15 protein-coding genes are annotated in these 17886 nt (G+C 33.0%); 9 read left to right on the top strand and 6 right to left on the bottom strand.

The features are described 5' to 3' along the window. Positions 1–20 precede the first annotated feature (20 nt). From porV to AABL81_RS08390, 3 genes are all read left to right on the top strand, one after another. Positions 21–1172 (top strand): type IX secretion system outer membrane channel protein PorV, encoded by a 1152-nt coding sequence (porV, locus tag AABL81_RS08380; RefSeq protein WP_341340808.1) that lies wholly within the window; start codon positions 21–23, stop codon positions 1170–1172. Between the two features lie 83 nt (positions 1173–1255). Then, positions 1256–1738 carry a cytidine deaminase gene (gene cdd / locus AABL81_RS08385; protein WP_158209312.1) on the top strand — a complete coding sequence of 161 codons (483 nt, stop codon included), beginning with the start codon at positions 1256–1258 and terminating at the stop codon, positions 1736–1738. Between the two features lie 259 nt (positions 1739–1997). Then, complete coding sequence (locus AABL81_RS08390; protein ID WP_158209311.1) at positions 1998–3392, top strand: hemolysin family protein; 1395 nt, start codon at positions 1998–2000, stop codon at positions 3390–3392. A gap of 45 nt (positions 3393–3437) precedes the next feature. On the opposite strand, the gene AABL81_RS08395 is transcribed toward AABL81_RS08390, so the two are convergent. Next, the gene (locus AABL81_RS08395) at positions 3438–4580 is read right to left on the bottom strand and encodes a Bcr/CflA family efflux MFS transporter (protein ID WP_341340809.1); all 1143 of its coding nucleotides are present in this window, start codon (positions 4578–4580) and stop codon (positions 3438–3440) included. Positions 4581–4666: 86 nt separating this feature from the next. Between AABL81_RS08395 and AABL81_RS08400 the strand changes: the two genes are divergently transcribed. Further along, positions 4667–5443, top strand: coding sequence for an AraC family transcriptional regulator (locus AABL81_RS08400; RefSeq protein WP_341340810.1), 777 nt, complete (start codon positions 4667–4669; stop codon positions 5441–5443). Between the two features lie 28 nt (positions 5444–5471). On the opposite strand, the gene AABL81_RS08405 is transcribed toward AABL81_RS08400, so the two are convergent. From AABL81_RS08405 to AABL81_RS08415, 3 genes are all read right to left on the bottom strand, one after another. Continuing rightward, entirely contained in the window at positions 5472–6644 is a 1173-nt protein-coding gene (locus AABL81_RS08405; RefSeq protein ID WP_158209308.1) for an MFS transporter, read from the bottom strand. 159 nt (positions 6645–6803) lie between these two features. Beyond that, on the bottom strand, positions 6804–8306 hold the full coding sequence (gene putP / locus AABL81_RS08410) for a sodium/proline symporter PutP (protein ID WP_341340811.1): 1503 nt from the start codon (positions 8304–8306) through the stop codon (positions 6804–6806). 900 nt (positions 8307–9206) lie between these two features. Next, on the bottom strand, positions 9207–9944 hold the full coding sequence (locus AABL81_RS08415) for a CDP-alcohol phosphatidyltransferase family protein (protein ID WP_341340812.1): 738 nt from the start codon (positions 9942–9944) through the stop codon (positions 9207–9209). Between the two features lie 375 nt (positions 9945–10319). Between AABL81_RS08415 and AABL81_RS08420 the strand changes: the two genes are divergently transcribed. Together AABL81_RS08420 and AABL81_RS08425 are read left to right on the top strand one after the other, a co-directional pair. Next, a complete protein-coding gene (locus AABL81_RS08420) occupies positions 10320–11444 on the top strand; it encodes a lipoprotein N-acyltransferase Lnb domain-containing protein (RefSeq protein ID WP_341340813.1) in 1125 nt (374 codons plus the stop codon). A 24-nt stretch (positions 11445–11468) separates the two neighbouring features. Then, a complete protein-coding gene (locus AABL81_RS08425) occupies positions 11469–12206 on the top strand; it encodes a tyrosine-protein phosphatase (RefSeq protein WP_158209305.1) in 738 nt (245 codons plus the stop codon). A gap of 166 nt (positions 12207–12372) precedes the next feature. Here AABL81_RS08425 and AABL81_RS08430 read toward each other — a convergent pair whose 3' ends face one another. Then, positions 12373–12762 (bottom strand): DUF1573 domain-containing protein, encoded by a 390-nt coding sequence (locus AABL81_RS08430; protein ID WP_158209304.1) that lies wholly within the window; start codon positions 12760–12762, stop codon positions 12373–12375. Positions 12763–12997: 235 nt separating this feature from the next. On the opposite strand from AABL81_RS08430, the gene AABL81_RS08435 reads away from it, so the two are divergent. The 3 genes from AABL81_RS08435 to AABL81_RS08445 all read left to right on the top strand — a co-directional run bounded on the left by AABL81_RS08435 (position 12998) and on the right by AABL81_RS08445 (position 17103). Further along, positions 12998–15631, top strand: coding sequence for a valine--tRNA ligase (locus AABL81_RS08435; RefSeq protein WP_341340814.1), 2634 nt, complete (start codon positions 12998–13000; stop codon positions 15629–15631). 78 nt (positions 15632–15709) lie between these two features. Further along, positions 15710–16345: a TatD family hydrolase gene (locus AABL81_RS08440; protein WP_341340815.1), complete on the top strand. Its 636-nt coding sequence runs from the start codon at positions 15710–15712 to the stop codon at positions 16343–16345. A 35-nt stretch (positions 16346–16380) separates the two neighbouring features. Next, complete coding sequence (locus tag AABL81_RS08445; RefSeq protein ID WP_158209301.1) at positions 16381–17103, top strand: tRNA threonylcarbamoyladenosine dehydratase; 723 nt, start codon at positions 16381–16383, stop codon at positions 17101–17103. A gap of 42 nt (positions 17104–17145) precedes the next feature. On the opposite strand, the gene AABL81_RS08450 is transcribed toward AABL81_RS08445, so the two are convergent. Further along, the gene (locus tag AABL81_RS08450) at positions 17146–17802 is read right to left on the bottom strand and encodes an NAD(P)-dependent oxidoreductase (RefSeq protein ID WP_341340816.1); all 657 of its coding nucleotides are present in this window, start codon (positions 17800–17802) and stop codon (positions 17146–17148) included. Positions 17803–17886 lie beyond the last annotated feature (84 nt).

Raw genomic sequence — 17886 nt, forward strand, 5'->3', positions numbered from 1 at the left:
TGAATTTAAATAAAAGATAAATGAAAAAAGTAACAGCTTTACTTGTTAGTGTTTTAGTAGGACAATCTTTGTTCGCACAAAAAGAAAATCGCCCTATTACTACGGGAGTACCCTTTTTATTGATAGCAGGAGATGCTCGTTCAGCAGGAATGGGAGATATTGGAGTAGCAACTACTACAGATGCATTTTCTCAACAACACAATGCTGCAAAATATGCGTTTGCTGATCAGAGTCAAGGTTTTGCTGTTAGTTATACACCTTATATGTCAAAAATAACAAGTGATATGTCTTTAGGACAACTTAACTATTACAATAAATATAATGAGAGAAGTGCTATTGGTGCAAGCTTACGTTATTTTGGAATGGGAGAGATTGATATGCGCGAAGACTTGAATGGGGGTGTAGTAACAAAGAAACCTAATGAGTTTGCAATTGATGTTTCTTATTCATTAAAGTTAAGTGAGAATTTCGGTATGGCTGTTACTGGTAGATTTATAAATTCAAATTTAAAAATGCCAGAAGTTGATGGAACAAGTACAAGTGCGAGTTCTTTTGCGGTTGATGTTTCTGGATTCTATGAATCTGATAAAATTGCTTTTTCGAATTTTGACGGTAAGTGGAGAGCAGGGTTTAACGTACAAAACTTAGGTCCTAAGATAAAATATGATGATCAGCAATTCGGATCATTTTTGCCAGCTAATTTAAAATTAGGGGGTAGTTTTGATTTTATTATTGATCAACAAAATACGATTACTGTTTCTGGAGAATTGAATAAATTGTTAGTTCCAACTCCTCCTAAGTTTAAGAGAAACAACCAAGATGATTACCAAATGGAATTACAGAAGTATGGTGATATGGGATGGTTTAAAGGAGTGTTTAAATCATTTGGTGATGCACCAGGAGGATTTAGTGAAGAAATGAAAGAGATCACTTGGTCTTTAGGAGCTGAGTATTTATTTGATAATAAATTTGCTTTTAGAACAGGATACTTTCACGAGAGTCAAGAAAAAGGGGCAAGACAGTATGCTACTGTGGGTGCAGGATTTAAATATAGCTTAGTATCAATTGACTTAGCATATTTGTTCTCAACATCTAAAATTAATAATCCAATGGAAAATACTTTACGTTTTTCTTTAACTTTTGATATCGGAAATAAAAGATACAAAGGATAAGAAAAAATAAGTATATTTGTATAACTAATCCAAACCACATTAAACCGTGAGTTTGGATTTTTTGTCTCTAATAATGAAATATTATGAAAAAAATTGAAATTGTTACAACCTTTATCGAGTATGATTCAATGGCTGAATTAGCTGTCCAAGATAAAGAGTTAATGGAGAAAGCTATTCAAGTTAGAAAAGAGGCTTATGCACCTTATTCTAAGTTTAGAGTTGGTGCAGCATTATTGTTAGAAGACGGTACAATTGTAGTTGGATCTAATCAAGAAAATGCAGCATTTCCATCTGGCTTATGTGCAGAACGTACTGCGATTTTTTATGCAGGAGCAGTACATCCAGGAAAGAAAATATTAAAAATAGCAATTACAGCTTCGTCTGATTTGAAACTTACCAATAGTCCAATACCTCCTTGTGGTGCTTGTAGACAAAGTATCTTGGAGTATGAAACAAAACAAGAGCAACCTATTGAAATGTATTTTATGGGAGCTGAGGGTAAGGTTTGCTATTCTCCATCTTTGGTTAATATATTACCTTTTCACTTTGAGAAAGATTCAATTTAAAGACAAAGGTCTTAGTAAATTGTTATGTGATTGGGTTTTTATGTAGAAAAGATGTAGTTGTTTTTGTGTCCAATATTATGTTATTAGTAGGTCTCATATTGGAATGATAGACAGATTATTATATATTTTTTAAAATTAGTATTTTAACTTAGGCTTAATATCAATTAAATTAGTAATTTTGACATAAGATTCATATTACTTATAATATGATTTTAAGGCCTTTAAAAAAATTAAACTTGGTCTTTTATTAATTCTTAAAATGGATATACACCCCCAGATTGTTACAATGTTAGTTAATTCCGGCATTGTACACGAAGAAATTTCTGTAGCGAAGTTGTTACTTACGCTATTCCTTGTATTATTAAATGGATTTTTCGTTGCAGCGGAATTTGCAATTGTAAAAGTTCGTACTTCTCAGATTGAAGTACATCAAGAGTTAAACTCAAAAGTTGCTGGTGTAGCTAAGGGCATTGTTGCAAACTTAGACGCTTATTTAGCAGCAACTCAGTTAGGTATTACTTTAGCTTCATTAGGATTAGGTTGGGTAGGAGAAAGCTCTCTAACACCTGTTTTAATGTATTTATTTGAAGTATTTGGACTTACTGGTCCAGAGTGGTATTCTTTTGCTAAAAGTATTTCATTCCCTGTAGCCTTTGCTATAATTACAATTTTACATATCGTATTTGGTGAATTAGCACCAAAATCATTAGCTATTCATTTTCCAACGAAAACTACTTTTACTGTAGCGTTGCCTTTACGTATTTTCTATTTCGTATTCAGACCTATTATTTGGTTGATGAACGGATTAGCTAATGGATTACTTCGTTTGTTTGGTATTACTCCTGTTCACGGGTCTGATATCCACACTGAGGAAGAGTTAAAAATGATTATTACTGAAAGTCAAGAAGGAGGAGCTATTGAAGAAACAGAGCGCCTTTTAATTCAAAATGTATTTGATTTTGACGATCGTCGTGTAAATAATATTCAAACTTTGCGTAAGAATGTTTCTGCTATTGAACTTTCAACTACGGTTAAAGAAGCCATTGATTACGCTATTAATGAAGGATATTCAAGATTTCCGGTATATGAGGATTCTTTAGATGATATTAAAGGTGTTATTTATACGAAGGACTTAATGAAAGCTATGATTAAAGATCAACAAGATATAGACTTAGCTTCTTTAATTCGTGAACCTATCTTTATTTCTGAAAATGCTTTAATTAAAAATGTTCTTAAACAGTTTCAAGCTAAGCACCTTCAGATGGCTATTGCTACTAATGAAGTAGGTGAGTTTACTGGTATTGTAACAATGGAGGATATCTTAGAAGAGCTTGTAGGTGAGATTCAAGATGAGTATGATAATGAAGAACCAATTGTTGAAGCTATAGATGAAGGTGTTTATGTTGTGAATGCACACTATAACCTTTCAGACATCAATAGATTATTACCAATACGTCTTGTAGAAAGTGAACATTATGATACCCTTGCTGGTTTGATTAGTGAAGTTTACCCTGCAGACGAATATAAAGTGAACGATGAAGTTTCTTTAGAAAACTATAATGGTAAAGTCTTGAAAATGTATAGAAACTCAATTGAGAAAATACAATTGTCATTAAAGACTCAAAACGACGAAGAGGATAAAAAAGAAGATTAAGATGTTTGTTATATAAAAAAGGTTAGCTATTCAGCTAACCTTTTTTTATGTCATTTCTCGAGGCTTTAAAGAAAAAGAAATTACCAATGCAATTGTGCTAAAAGTTAGTAGTACAAAAGCGTAGTTGTTTATCCACTGGCTACTCAATAAACCTAAACCAATTAATGAATAATAGAGTAAGCCAAATAGCGCGCCTGCAGTACCTATAGATGATTTGTAGTTTTGTAGTGCTACACTTAATATGTTTGGAATTGCGATACCAAATGAGGCTATGATTAATATGTTTGGTAATAAGAATAGTAAACTATCCTTTAGTAAATACACAAAAAAGGAATTGATGAGTGCTAATAATGTGGACAGTTTAATAAGGGTATTTGTGCTAATTCCTTTCGAAATGCAATACTTGTTAAAGTAGCTTCCAAAGAATGTTCCTAAAGCAAGTAATACGCCACTATAACCGTATATTGTTGTATTTAGTCCCGCTTTTTCAAAGATAAAAGGAGCATAAGTAAAGTAGCTAAACAGTAAGACATTAAAGCACATTATAAGCAAAGCAAATTGCCAAATATCTATGCTTCTATACAGCGAAGAGGCTACTTGCATAATCGTTTTAAAAGTAACCTTTGTTTCTCCTTGTTTTGTTTCGGGCAACTTGTTGTAGCTAATGTACAGGAGAATAATAGCTAATAATGCTAACGCAGAAAAGATACCTACATATCCTAAAAATGATGCAATTAAACCTCCTAAAAACAATCCAATCACAGGACTAATCGAAAGGGCTATACCCATTATTGAAAACACTTTGTTTAATTCTTGACCACTGTATGAATCTCGCATCATAGTTTGCGTAATGACAGAACCTACAGCTATTCCAAAAGCAGCAATAAATCTGGCACCTAATACTATTTCAAACGTAGGGGCTATCAAGGCAAGCAGTGAGGCAAGTGCATAAACAATTATCCCTCCTAACATCGCTTTTCTCCTACCAATATAATCGCTTATAATTCCCCAAAATATAACGCCAATTGCAAAGGCACTAAAATAGATACTTATAGTTAAGTATGTTTTTTCAGGGGGAATATTGAAGTGCGATGATAAAGAAGGTAAAGCGGGACTATAAATTGTTTCCACAAATTGAGGGAACATCATTAGTAGAACCATTAAGGTAATATTGAGTTTTGTTTGCATAAAGAGTACTATTTTGTGCAAAGGTCTGACGCAATTGGACTATCTTTATAACACTATAAAAACAAAAAACATCAATTAAAGGACAAATGGCGTACTTGAACAAAGAAGATATTTTTCACTTAGAACAGATTGGTTTGCTTGTAATAGGATTAGCTTCTGATTTGGTACAACACGATTCAGGCTATCATAAACACAATAATCATCTGCAAATTTTATATGCTCCGTCTGGTTGTATGACTTTGATTACTGAAGATAGACAAGTGATCCTTCCTCCAAGGAAGTTATTGCTTATTCCGGCAGGGGTTAAGCATAGAGTAACATTTAGAAATGTAGTAGCTTATCGATCTATTTATATTCATAGTGTAGCGATAAAAAGTTTGCCTACAGATTTAACTGTATTATCTGTGAATCCTTTATTGCAACAACTAATTGAGCGCATTTCTTGGTGGGAGTGGACAACTTCATATTCGGTAGAACAAGAGCACATTCTTGCTGTTTTTTGGGATGAACTAACAATAGCTGAAAAAGGCGATTATGAGCTTAAAATTCCAACTGACTACCGATTAATAGACAAAGTAAAGTCGTTTGTTTTTGAGAAAGAAATGCCACCTTTTTTAAAGGATTTAAGCAAGGAAGTAGGAGCGAGTGAAAAGACTATTTCGCGTATTTTCCAAAAAGAAACAGGAATGTCTTATCAAGATTGGCGTTTACAGTGGAACTTACTTCGGGCTATAGAATTGTTGGCAGAAAAACTAACTATTTCTGAAATTGCTGTAGAGTTATGTTTCTCTTCAGACAGTGCCTTTATCGAGTTTTTTAAGAAACACACAGGTGTAACTCCCAACAAATATTTGCAGGAGTAATACGGTATAATGCGGAGTGTATATCAGGTTATTTTAAAGATACTTTTCTATAAAACATATACAATATACTAATGAAGATCACAGCTGCACTTGCATACATAATCGTTGGTATGTGTGCAATAGTATCTTTATAATACCATCCTGCAATAAAAGCTCCTCCACCAACACCAGCTTCAAGTGCTATGTACATAGTAGAAATAGCTCTACCTCTTTGATCAGGATTACTAAAATCTATTGTCCACGCATTTAAAGCAGGAGATAAGATTCCTAAAGAAATTCCATACATAAATGCTCCCATATAAAGTCCTGATACTGACTCATAAAAACCAATAATCATTAAAGATGCAAATAGTAGAATTAATCCAATATTGATAATTAATACACGACCATATTTATCAGATACTTTACCTGCTACAAAACGTACAAGTAGTGAGGAAATGGTAAAAATCATAAAGAATATCCCTTTATTTTCTAAACCTAAGTGTCCAGTCCAATCGGGTATTAAAGTAAGGATTACACCATAAGCGATGTACGACATAAACGTTACAAATGCTGCTGGGAATACACCAATATCAAATATATCTTTCTTTGTTAGTTTGAACATTTTAAAAGAAAGTTTCTCTTTGTCTTTCAATGTCTCTTTCATATTTAATAAGATGATAATAGACAATAATGCAAATAGAGCAGAGGTGTAAAACAAAAAGTTTATTGAAGTATATATTTTGATGGTACTACCAATAGCAGGACCAATTGCCATTCCGGTACTAAAGCATATTCCGTGAAGTCCCAACGCTTCTCCCCAGCGTTCTTTCGGTACAATATCTGCAACATAAGCCGCAGTTGCTGTTGGTTTAAAACCAGTAGAAAAACCGTGTAATAAACGCAGGAATAAAAAACCGGATACAGATGTCAAGATTGGATATAGTAAACTACATACGAAACATACCACAGAACCTATCGCCATAATAGGCACACGACCAATTTTATCCGTTAGTTTTCCACTAAAAGGTCGTGAGATACCTGCTGTAATGGTAAACAATCCAATGATTAATCCTTTGTATTCTGCTCCTCCTAATCCTGATAAGTAATCTGGAAGTTCAGGAATAAGCATATTAAAACTTGCTGAGAATAATAGTGAACTTAAACAAACTAAGATAAACTGTAAGTTATAGATAGGATGTACTGGAGTTGTTGTCTGCATGATTGTATTTAAAGAGACAGCAAAGTTATCAGTTTTGTTTTGGTTAGACAATTATTCAGTTATATGAATCGTATTTCATTTTATAAGTGCATAAAAAAATCCCAAAGACATTAGCGTCTTTGGGATTTTAGAAATAAGAAATATATATAATTCTAACAATTATTTTTCACGGTGATAAATTGCATCTGCTTCCACAAATTTGTTTTGCATTTCTTCACTTGATTGTTTTCCATATTTTGATACTAAATAAATAGCGATTGAACTGAATATAAATCCTGGAATGATTTCATATACTGTTGTACCAAATAAAATAGGCCATAAAACAACAGTTAATGCTCCAACTGTAATACCTGCTAAAGTTCCAATACCAGTTGTTCTTTTCCAGAATAAGATGAATAAGATTGCTGGTCCAAAAGCAGCACCAAATCCTGCCCACGCGTGAGCTACTAAAGCTAAGATTTTACTATTTGGGTCATAAGCAATTAAGATTGCAACAAAAGAAATTAAAAGAACAGTAAGTCTTCCTGTCCATACTAACTCTTTTTGGCTTGCGCTTCTTCTGAAATACGCTTTATAGAAATCTTGTGTTAGTGTACTCGAAGACATTAAAAGTTGCGAACTTAAAGTACTCATTACTGCGGCAAGAATAGCAGAAAGTAAAACACCAACTACCCAAGGATTAAATAAGTGTTTGATAAGTTCAATGAAAATCATTTCATTGTCAGTACTAACAACACTTGCTTGGTCAGGATTTTTTTGGAAGTAGCTAATTCCTAAGTAACCAATAGTTACAGCTCCTCCAAGACATAATGCCATCCAAGTCATTCCTATTTTTCTTGCTTTACGCATTGTTTTAGCACTATCAGCTGCCATAAAACGAGCAAGAATATGTGGTTGTCCAAAGTATCCTAATCCCCAAGCAGCAGCACTAATAATAGCGATAAACTCAACATTATGTGTGAAACTTCTATAAGGGATCGATGTTAATAAAGACGCTTGTTCTGTATAAGTAACGATTGAATCCCAACCTCCCATATGCATCACAATCATAATCGGTGTTAAAATTAAAGCGAATAGCATTAATGAGGCTTGAATTGTATCACTCCAGCTTACAGCTAAGAATCCACCAATAAATGTATATGCTATTGTTGCTAATGCTCCTAAGTATAGTGCATTGATGTATTCCATGTGGAATAAGGTTTCAAATAACCTTGCACCAGCTACCATTCCAGAGGCACAGTAAATAGTGAAAAAGAATAAAATTGTAATAGCTGCTACTGTTTTTACTACTTTACCATCACTACCGAATCGATTGTGAAAGAAGTCAGGTAATGTTAAAGCATTATTGTTTACTTCTGTGTGAACGCGTAGTCTTCCTGCTACAAGTTTCCAGTTGTAATAAGCTCCAATCAGTAATCCAATAGCAATCCAGCTACGAGATAATCCAAATTTATAGATATCTCCAGGCAAGCCCATTAAAAGCCATCCTGACATATCTGATGCTCCAGCTGAAAGAGCAGTAACTAATGGCCCGAAACTTCGACCTCCTAAAATGTAATCAGAAAAGTCTTTAGTGCGTAAGTAAGCTATTATTCCAATACCTAAAACGGCAACCAAATAGATTGAGAAGGTAATAATAGTTGGGTCTAAATTATTAAGCATGTTGTTTAAATTATGTTTTGTTAAAAATATATAAAAAAATCTTATTCCAATGTTAATACTGAAAATAATTCAAAATAAACATCAATTGTGATTAATAATTATCTTTTTATTAATTTGTTATGTGTTGATTTTTAGTTATTTATGTTTGGTTTGACGAATTGGTTGCAAATGAAAGTTTTTTTTTAATTATAAGCAGTATAATGTTTTTTATGTTCTAAAAATGAGGAGAAAAGTATCTTTTGTTATCCTTTTGATACTTTTTACAATTGCTTTTGACTGGGACAATTGTATAAAGTAAAGGATGCTTTTATCAAGTAAAATAGAGTTTAGTACTTGATAAATGAATTTTATAAGTGAGTATATATTAGAATTAAAAATGCAGATTTTTATTAATCGAGTACATAAGTTTTGGTAATCATATTGTAGGTATATGTATATTGTCTCTATATGCTATGTATATTGCTTGTAAACTTTTACATAGTTTTTATACATTGACTATACAAGGAGTATACATACAGTATACATACACTCAAAATAAAACCCACAAAAGAGTATTATTTCGTGTTTAACAGAGCTATATTATTTTGAAATTTATGAGGTAAACGTGTACTAAAAAGGAAATATAAAGCAGCTATTATTTGTACCTTGATAGCTATTCCTACGTGTAGATGTACACTTTTTAAAAAATAAAAGCCCTATACAAATTGGGGTAAGTAGTATAGGGCAAAAAAAAAGTAGTATGAAAAAAAAGTTTTCAAGTATAGTTCAATTACTATGCCAAAACTTTTTTATAAATGCTGTTTTGAAAAAGAATTTTAATAGTTTACAAAATGTACTATTTTAATTATCAATTGTTTATAAAATAAAAAGAGGATATGATGTCTATCATATCCTCTTTTGTTATACTGTTTGTTTTGAAGTTACATTCTTTATAATTGAAAGAAGGATGTAAACCAAAATGATAATCGGTATTGCTAAATATTGTAATGCTATTAATAGTATAAGTGATGCGATTACAAAACCAATCTGTAATTTATAAGCTCCAATATTACCTGGTTTTATTTTTAATGAGAATAATGGTAATTCAGCATTCATAATGATAGCACTTAAAATACTCAAGATAACTAATAAGTAAGGATTACTTAATACAGAGATTACTGTTTCGTTATCTGTTGTTGATATAATCATTGGTAAACTTAAAATAAATAAAGCATTACCAGGAGTTGGCAATCCAATAAATGAATCTGTTTGACGTGTATCAATATTGAACTTCGCTAATCTATATGCAGCTCCTAATGTGATAATGAATCCTAAATAAGGAACCACTCCCATATAATATGTCTCAGGTGTTAGGTTGTATAATTCTTGGTTAGCTTGAATATTAGCTAATTGTTTGTAAACAACTAAACCTGGAACTACACCACTTGTTACCATATCTGCTAAAGAATCTAATTGTAGTCCTAATTCACTTTTTACATTTAAAAGGCGAGCTACAAATCCATCCCAATAATCAAAAAATATTCCGATACACACCCATAAGAAAGCCATATGAATATTGTCGTCAAAGGCATAAACACACGCAATTAATCCAGATAATAAATTAAGTAGCGTAATAATATTAGGAATATGTTTTTTCATAAATATCTAAAGTTTAAAAACTGAGCAAATCGCTTAGTTTATCTATTTAATATGGTGCAAATGTATCATAAAGTTAGTAATTATCGCACTTTTAGCAGTGATTACTTTTTGTAGACTATAATAAAAATAGGTTTGAAAGTGAAAATATACTTTATAAGGGTATTGGTTAGCATATACTTATGAATTTATTTAGGCAATATAATTAAAGAGGTGGTAAGCTGTATGAAAGGGTACTTTATACTTTAGTATTCGTTCATTTGATATTGTTGTTTTTTTGTGAAAAAGGATTCGTTTGTTTTTTCTTATTTGTAGATTCGTAAAGTCGATTAAAAACGACAGATAAACACTATTTTTACACAATAAATTAGATAAATAATGAGAAATATACTGTACTTGTTTTTGTTTTTTTGGATAGGGCAAGCTGTATTTGCAAATGAGCGAGCGCTTTCTGAGCGAGCAGAGATAACGGTGTTAACTTGTGGGGTAGGAGATGAACTGTATTCTTTGTTTGGGCATACTGCAATTAGAGTAAATGACCCGATGGAGGGAATTGACAGAGTGTATAACTACGGAATGTTTGACTTTTCTACACCTAACTTCTACGGAAAGTTTGTAAAAGGGGATTTACTTTATTTTGCTGATTATTCTACTTACAAGAATTTTTTAGTAGGGTACTATTATGACAATCGCGCTGTTTATGAACAAGTGCTTAATTTGTCACAAGAGCAGAAACAAGCTATTTGGGAAGAGCTAAACAATTCGCTGAAAGAAGAGAATAAATACTACGTGTATAAGTTTATTGACCAAAACTGTACAACTAAAGTAGGGGATATTTTAAACCATAATCTTTCTAAACCGTTGAATACAGATATTGAGGGAAATCGCGAAGAGTATAGAACTATTTTGAACACTTACTTAAAGAGTAGATATTTCGAGTTGTTAGGGATCAACCTTATTTTTGGTTCAAAGGTTGACCAAAAGTCAACTTCATTGTTTTTACCCGATAAGTTGATGAAGGGGATTGCTGAAACTACAATTGACGGGAAGCCATTGGTAAAGGAAACTTTTACCGTTTTAGAGGAAAACAAAAAGGAAGAGAATAAAGGTGTGTGGTGGAATACAATTTGGTTATTTAGTGCCGTTGTTTTATTGCTAACGTATTTGAATACGTTTCAAATGGTTAGAAATGCTTATTTCATTCTAATGGGGGTATTAGGTGTTTTCTTTTTCGCAGTAGGCTTTTACTCTTTGCATTCAGAGCTTTTAAGTAATAATACCATTTTGCTATGTAGCCCATTATTTTTGGTGCTTCCATTTGTTAGAAGAAAGTATATCATTTTGAAGATTGTACAAATGTTACTATTTGTTTCCTTATTTTTGTATGTAGTTTTAAACTTATCAAGTGAAAAACTAATTGTAACCTTGCCACTTTTCTTCTTAACAGTAGTTAGTTTAGCTATTGATATGAGAAGTAGTAGAAGTTGGGTAATGGCCAAATAAAATTGTAAATAAAAGAAAAGAGCTATGTTTTCATTTTTTAAATCAAAACCTGTATTAAAAGACCTTATTCCGAATAACTTTGTTGATATTCACTCGCATTTGATGTTTGGTATTGACGATGGGGCACAGACGCAAGAGGACACTAAAACTATAATTAGTGCGATGAAATCTTTAGGATTTGATCAGGCGATTACTACACCGCATACAACACCATTAGTATGGGATAACACCAAAGAAGGAATATTGGCTAAGTATGATGAGGTTAAAACGGTTTTAGCAAGTGAGGCAGAGTCTTTAAAGTTAAGAGTGGCGTCTGAGTATATGATGGATGAGAGTTTTCTGAAGCGAATTGAAACAGAACAACTGCTTACGTTAAAAGATAATTATGTTCTTGTTGAGATGTCTTATGTGAATCCACCTATTCAATTAATGGATATTTTATTTCATTTAAAGTCAAACGGATATAATATTGTATTAGCTCACCCTGAGCGTTACAACTTTTATCACGGAAACTTAGAGATGTATAAGAAGTTGAAAAAGTCTGGTTGTCAGTTTCAGATGAATTTGTTATCGACCACAGGATATTATGGGGGACACGTATTAGAGGCTGCCAATTATTTATTGAACAACGATATGATTGATTTTGTTGGTTCTGATATTCACCATACAAAGCATATACGCGGATTTGAATCTAAAGTTCAGGTTAAGGAAGTTAAGAATTTAGAAAAGGCTATTGCTAATAATATTTTCTTTAAACAATAAAAAGAATACGACATAAAATATAAAGGGACTACTTCAATAGCTGAGGTAGTCCCTTTTTTGTTGTACTTAAACTTTATAGAAAAAGTACTATCTGTTCAAAGCGGTTAAAAAGAAAGAGGACTTATCATTGCGATAAGTCCTCTTTTTATACTTGTTTATTCTGTGCTTAGTTTGTTACAACCTCACCTTTAATTCTTAAAGCTACTACACCATTGATGTAGTTCGTTGCATTAGATTCAACAGTGATTGTTCTACTAATTTTTCCAGGAGCCATATTGTATTTAATATCAATTTTTCCTTTTTGTCCTGGTAATACTGGTTCTTCTGGTTTAGAAGGTACAGTACATCCGCAAGTAGAGCGTACAGCTGTGATGATAAGAGGTTCGTCTCCAATGTTAGTAAACTCAAAAGTTCTAACACCATTGTCTTTACCCTTTACAACAGTTCCGTAGTCAATTGTGTTATTCTCTGCTTTAAACTCGATTTTTGGTCCGTTTTGTGCGAATGTAATTGCACTTGTCAATACCAAAACTAATAATGCTAACATTTTTTTCATTGTCTATTATTTTCGTGTTATGTAAATTTATAAATTTTCGGAAAACAAACAAGTTAATTATACTTACAATCTAAGAAAGTAATTTTTTGTAATTGATTTGTAATCCACTATTTTTGCATACTACAAAGATACGTAAAAAAAATTTATGTACCTTTTGTTTAAATGTAAAGCAATGTATAGTTTATGTTGCTAAGGCATTGAAGAAATGTTAAAAACAAGTAAAATTAATAGTATAATGACAATACCTGCACAATTCGACGCTAAGCAAGTAGAGCAAAAGTGGTATCAGTACTGGATGGAAAATAAGTATTTTCATTCAACACCTGATCATAGAGAGCCTTACACAATTGTAATTCCGCCACCAAACGTGACTGGAGTATTACATATGGGGCATATGTTAAACAATACAATTCAAGATGTATTAATTCGTCGTGCACGTTTAAAAGGGCTTAACGCTTGTTGGGTACCTGGAACGGATCACGCTTCTATCGCTACTGAAGCTAAAGTCGTCGCTAAATTGAAAGAGCAGGGAATCAATAAGAACGATTTAACACGCGAAGAGTTTTTAGTACACGCTTGGGATTGGACTGAAGAGTATGGTGGAGTAATTTTAGAGCAACTTAAAAAATTAGGTTGTTCTTGTGATTGGGACCGTACGAAGTTTACAATGGATCCTGAGATGTCAGAACAAGTGATTAAGTCTTTTGTTGATTTATATAACAAAGGGTTGATTTATAGAGGGTACAGAATGGTTAACTGGGATCCAGAAGCTAAAACTACGCTTTCTGATGAAGAGGTTATCTATGAAGAACGCCAAGGTAAATTGTACCACTTAAAATACCAAATTGAAGGATCTGAGGATTATTTAGTTATTGCAACTACTCGTCCTGAAACAATCTTAGGGGATTCGGCTATCTGTATTAACCCAAATGATGAGCGTTATACTCATTTAAAAGGTAAGAAAGCTATCGTTCCAATTTGTAACCGTGTTATTCCAATTATTTTTGACGAATACGTTGATATGGAATTCGGAACAGGATGTTTAAAAGTAACTCCTGCACACGATGTAAACGATAAAGATTTAGGAGAAAGACACAATTTAGAGATCATTGATATCTTTAATGAAGATGCTACTTTAAATGATTTAGGTTTACATTATAAAGGGAAAGACCGTTTTGTTGTACGTAAAGAGATTGAAGACGAATTAGCTTCTATCGGTGCGTTAGACAAAGTAGAAAATTATATCAATAACGTTGGTACATCTGAGCGTACAAAAGCAGTTATCGAACCAAGACTTTCAGACCAATGGTTCTTGAAAATGGAAGATTTAGCTAAACCTGCTTTAGCTGCTGTTATGGAAACAGAAGATGTAAAGTTATACCCAAGTCGTTATAACAATACGTACAGAAGCTGGTTAGAGAACATCCGCGATTGGAATATCTCTCGTCAGTTGTGGTGGGGACACCAAATTCCTGCTTTCTATTACGGAGCTGGAAAAGAAGATTTCGTTGTTGCAGAAACAATTGAACAAGCAGTTGAATTAGCAAAAACTAAATCAGGTAATGCTGCCTTAACTGTTGCTGATTTAAAACAAGATGACGATGCTTTAGATACTTGGTTCTCTTCTTGGTTATGGCCAATGGCAGTATTCAATGGAGTTTCTAAACCAGAGAATGACGAGTTTAATTACTATTATCCTACAAATGATTTAGTAACAGGACCGGATATTATCTTCTTCTGGGTTGCTCGTATGATTATGGCTGGATATGAATACACTGGTAAAAAACCATTTACTAATGTGTACTTCACAGGTATTGTAAGAGATGCTCAACGCCGTAAGATGTCTAAATCATTAGGAAACTCTCCAGATGCATTAGGATTAATTGAGAAGTTTGGTGCTGATGGTGTTCGTGTTGGATTATTGTTATCTGCTGCTGCAGGAAATGATATCTTGTTTGACGAAGAACTTTGTAACCAAGGTAAAGCGTTTACAAATAAAGTATGGAACGCATTCCGATTAGTAAAAGGATGGGAAGTTTCTGAAACATTAGAGCAACCAGAATCAGCTAAAGTTTCTTTAGCGTGGTACGAAGCTAAATTGCAAAAAACATTAGTGGAGATTGAAGACCACTTTGAAAAATACAGAATTTCAGATGCTTTAATGGCTATCTATAAATTAGTATGGGATGATTTCTGTTCTTGGTTCTTAGAGATGATTAAACCAGGATACCAACAACCAATTGACGCTAAAACATTCAATAAAACAATTGAATTGTTAGAGGCTAACTTGAAGTTGTTACATCCATTTATGCCTTTCTTATCAGAAGAAATTTGGCAACACATCAGCGAGCGTACAGCAGAAGACGCATTAGTAGTATCTGCTTGGCCTGCAATTAAAGAGTTTGACGAAAACTTGATTAAAGAGTTTGAGTTTGCTACTGAGGTTATCGCTGGTATTAGAACAATTCGTAAAGACAAGAATATTTCTTTTAAAGAGACTATCGATTTAAAAGTAATAAACAACGAAAAGGCTTCAACTTATTTTGATACTATCATTTCTAAATTAGGAAATGTTGAGGTAATCGAATATGTAACAGAGCAAGTAAGTGGTGCATTGTCTTACCGTGTTAATTCTAATGAGTACTTTATTCCAGTTACAGGAAGTGTGAATTTAGAAGAAGAAGTAGCTAAATTGGAAGAAGAGTTGAAATACTTAAAAGGTTTCTTGCGTTCAGTACAAGGAAAATTATCTAATGAGAAATTCGTTAGTGGTGCGCCTGCTCAAGTTGTTGATAACGAGAAAAAGAAAGAAGCAGATGCTTTAGCTAAGATTGCAACTATTGAACACAGCTTAGCTGGATTGAAATAATAGAAACAACTTGTTGTTTTAAAATTTATGCCTCTAAAGAGTATTTCTTTTTAGAGGCATTTTTTTATATTCGCATTAATGAAAATCAACTTACATACACATCATTCAACTAATTTATTTGAGGGAATTGAAATAGTAAATCAATATCCTATGCAAGTAAATGTTGCAGTTCCTCATTATTCTGTAGGAATACATCCGTGGTATATAGAAGAAACAAGTTGGCAGAAGGAATTACCTGTTTTAGAAGAACAGTTATTACAAGCAAACTGCTTAGCGATAGGAGAGTGTGGTTTAGATAAAAAGATAGCTATTCCGTTAGAACTGCAAATAAAAGTGTTTTCAGCGCAATTACTACTTGCAGAAAAGTACAAAAAAGCAGTAATTTTGCACCTCGTTTCAGCCTATCAAGAAGTTATTGCTTTAAAAAAAGAGTTGCATATTTCTGTACCACTGATTGTTCACGGGTTTAATAAGAACAAACAAGTAGCAGATAGCTTAATCAAGAACGGTTTTTATCTGTCATTTGGCAAAGTCTTATTAAGCAAACCTGCATTAGTTGAGGTATTCCAAGCAATGCCTAAAGAGAAGGTGTTTTTAGAAACCGATGATGCAAAGGATGTAAGTATAGAAGCTGTTTATCATAAAGCAATGACAGTAGCACCAGATATTGAAGCACAAATAGAAGCGAATTTTAGAGAGATATTTAATATATAATTACAGCGTTAAGCTGATTAAAACGTTAATAATAGATGGCGGTTTGGCAAGAAAGAGCAGAATTACTGTTTAAGGAAGAAGGGTTACAAAAACTACAAAATGCAAAAGTGTTAGTTGTAGGATTAGGAGGAGTTGGTTCATTTGCTGCTGAGTTTTTAGCAAGAGCAGGCGTAGGAACAATGACAATTGTAGATGGAGATACTGTTGATATTACCAATATAAATAGACAGTTGCCAGCATTGCACTCTACAGTAGGAATGCCAAAAGTACAAGTAGTAGGAGATAGATTGATGGATATTAATCCTGCATTGAACTTAACGCGTATAGAGGAGTTTATCTCTCCAGAAAGAGCACACGAAATTGTAACAGAAGATTTTGATTATGTGTTGGATTGTATTGACAGTGTAACGCCAAAAGTTAATTTGATTTTAGCAGCTAAGCGTAAGAAAGTAAAAGTAATCAGCAATATGGGAGCAGGTGGTAAAATGCAAGCGAACAAAATTGTGATTAAAGACATAGCTAAAACGGATGTTTGTCCGTTGGCAAAACAAATCCGCAAGCGTTTAAAAAAAGAAGGTATCTCATCAGGCGTAAAAGCAGTTTTTTCAACAGAGAAACCAGATGAGAGTAGCTTAAAAATGACAGACGGAAAAAACTTTAAAAAGTCGTTTTTTGGTACAAATAGTTGGATGCCTGCTTTATTTGGATTGCATTCAGCAGAGCACGTAGTGCGTTATATTATTTCAAAAGAGGCATAGTTATAGAAAATAAAAGGAGCTCAATTGAGCTCCTTTTTTGTTTTAGTATCCAATAGTAAACTGTCTGTTTATAAATTGAGGTGTTGTAATTTCGTCTGCAATAGCTACTGCTACATCTTCAACGGAGATTCTACTTCTGTTTTCACAATCAAATACTGGGCTGTTTACCCCTAATCTATAATGACCAGTTCGCTCTCCTGCATTTCCAGGTTTCATTTTAATAGCAGGGCTAAAATACGTCCATTTGAATGCTGTTTCTTTTGATAAAGTGTTTTGGAAATAATCGCGTACTGCTGTAGCACCTGGTTTGATAGCTGCTGGGAATTCAGGAGTATCTACTAATTGTAAATCTGATTTTACATATAAAGTACCAGCTCCTCCAATTACGATTAATCGATCTGCATTTGAATTTTTTACAGCTTGGTGAATAGCATTCACACCTTTTGTAAAATCGTCATATAAGTTTGGATTTGTCCATCCAGCGTTGAAAGCACTAACTACAATGTCTCCTTCTTTTAGGATGTTTTCTAATTGGTGATCTTTAGTTACATCCATTTCGATTGGCGTAACTAATCGAGTACTCGGAATGTTTTGCGTATTTCGAGCAATTGCATTTACTTGAAAACCTCTCTCTGTGAATTCAGCTAACAAAGCTTGTCCCACATATCCTGTTGCTCCTATTAAAATTATACTTTTCATACTGTACTGTTTTTAATTAATAATAGTAAAGGTATTGGTATTGTGTGGTTTATAAATAAAAAACCGACTTAATCTACAAATTTC

This window comes from Myroides sp. C1519 (assembly GCF_038039755.1).
Classification (GTDB): Bacteria; Bacteroidota; Bacteroidia; order Flavobacteriales; family Flavobacteriaceae; genus Flavobacterium; species Flavobacterium phaeum_A.